1 protein-coding gene is annotated in these 1,902 nt (G+C 70.4%); it reads right to left on the bottom strand.

Features of this window, described 5'->3' with window-relative positions; all coding sequences use genetic code 11:
- Positions 1-1,902 (bottom strand): DNA polymerase (locus VGD32_RS08015; RefSeq protein WP_331031371.1); only part of this gene is annotated, 1,902 nt, incomplete at both ends.

Genomic DNA, 1,902 nt, shown 5'->3' on the forward strand with positions numbered 1-1,902 from the left:
GGCCAGCTCTTCCAGCACGGAGGCCTCGGTGCCCCACTGGCCGGAGGCGGTCTTGCGGCCGCCGGGCAGCTGCATGTCGCCGAACAGGATGTCGCCGATCTGGCGCGGCGAGCCGACGTTGAACGGGCGGCCGGCGAGGGCATGGGCGCGGGTCTCCAGCTCGGCCATGCGCATGCCGAACTCGGACGACAGCCGCTTGAGACGGTCGGGGTCGACGCGGATGCCGGCCCGCTCCATGTCGGCCAGCACGGCGGGCAGGGGGCGTTCGAGGGTCTCGTAGACGGTGGTGAGTTTGGCCTGCGCCAGACGCGGCTTGAGGATGCGCCAGAGGCGCAGGGTGACGTCGGCGTCCTCGGCGGCGTAGCAGGTGGCCGGCTTCAGCTCGACGTGTTTGAACGACTTCTGGGCCTTGCCGGCGCCCGCGACCTGTTTGAACGGGATGGGGTCGTGGCCGAGATGCAGCCGGGCCAGCTCGTCCATGCCGTGGCCGTGCAGCCCGCCCTCAAGCACATAGGAGATCAGCATGGTGTCGTCGATCGGGGCGACGCGGATGCCGCGCTGGGCCATGACGGCGAGGTCGTATTTGCCGTTCTGGACGACCTTGAGGACGGCGGGGTTCTCCAGCAGCGTCTTCAGCCGGGCGAGGGCCTCGGCCTTGTCGATCTGGGTGATGGGCTCGCGCGTGTCGGTCTCGCCGCCGAAGTCGAGACCGCCGGAATTGGCCGCGGGCGGGTGCTCGTGGGTCAGGGGGACGTAGCAGGCGTCATTGGGGCCGATGGCGAGGGAGACCCCGCAGAGACCGGCGTGGGTGGCGCTGAGGGCGTCCGTCTCGGTGTCGAAGCCGACCACCCCGGCCTCGGTCGCCCGGGCGATGAAGGCGTCCAGCGCCTCCAGCGTCTGGATGCAGCGGTAGGCCTCGAGGTCGAAGGCCTGGCCCTCGACCGGCGCCGTCGGCTCGGCCGGGGCGTAGCGGGGGCTGATGACCGGAGCCGACAGCGGCTTCGGCCGGGCCACGAAGGCGGTGCCGTCGCGGGCCGGGGCCTTGCCGTCGCCGACGCGCGCGCGCAGGCCGCGGAACTCCATCTCGTCGAGGAAGGCGGCCAGCACCTCGGGGTCGGGATCCCTGACCGCGAAGTCGTCGATCGGCTCGGGGGCGGGGGCGTCACAGCTGAGGGTGACGAGCTCGCGGCTGAGCAGGATCTGCTCGCGGAAATTCTGCAGCGTCTCGCGCCGCTTGGGTTGCTTGATCTCCCCCGCCCGCTCCAGCAGGGTGTCGAGGTCGCCGTATTCATCGAGTAGCTGGGCCGCGGTCTTGGGTCCGATGCCCGGGGCCCCCGGGACGTTGTCGACGCTGTCGCCGATCAGGGCCTGGAGATCGATCATCTTCTCCGGCGCCACCCCGAACTTCTCCATGACGGCGTCCTCGGCCAGCACGCGGTCCTTCATCGGATCCCACATGACGACGCCGCCGCCGATCAGCTGCATCAGGTCCTTGTCGGAGGAGACGATGACCGCCTCGCCGCCGGCGTCGCGGGCCTTGCAGGCGTAGGTGGCGATCAGGTCGTCGGCCTCGTAGCCGGGCAGTTCGACGCAATGCACGCCGAAGGCCGCGGTGGCGCGCCGGACCAGCGGGAACTGCGGGATCAGGTCCTCGGGCGGGGCCGAGCGGTTGGCCTTGTACTGGTCGTAGAGGTCGTTGCGGAACGTCTTCTCCGAATGGTCGAAGATGGCCACCAGATGGGTCGGGCCGTCGGCGCCCTTCATGTCGCGGATCAGCTTCCACAGCATGTTGCAGTAGCCCTGCACCGCGCCGACGGGCAGGCCGTCCGACTTGCGGGTCAGGGGCGGCAGGGCGTGGTAGGCGCGGAAGATGTAGGCCGAGGCGTCGATCATCCACAGCCG

Origin of the sequence: Brevundimonas sp. (genome assembly GCF_036402095.1) — a bacterium.
In the GTDB taxonomy this organism is placed as follows: Bacteria; Pseudomonadota; Alphaproteobacteria; order Caulobacterales; family Caulobacteraceae; genus Brevundimonas.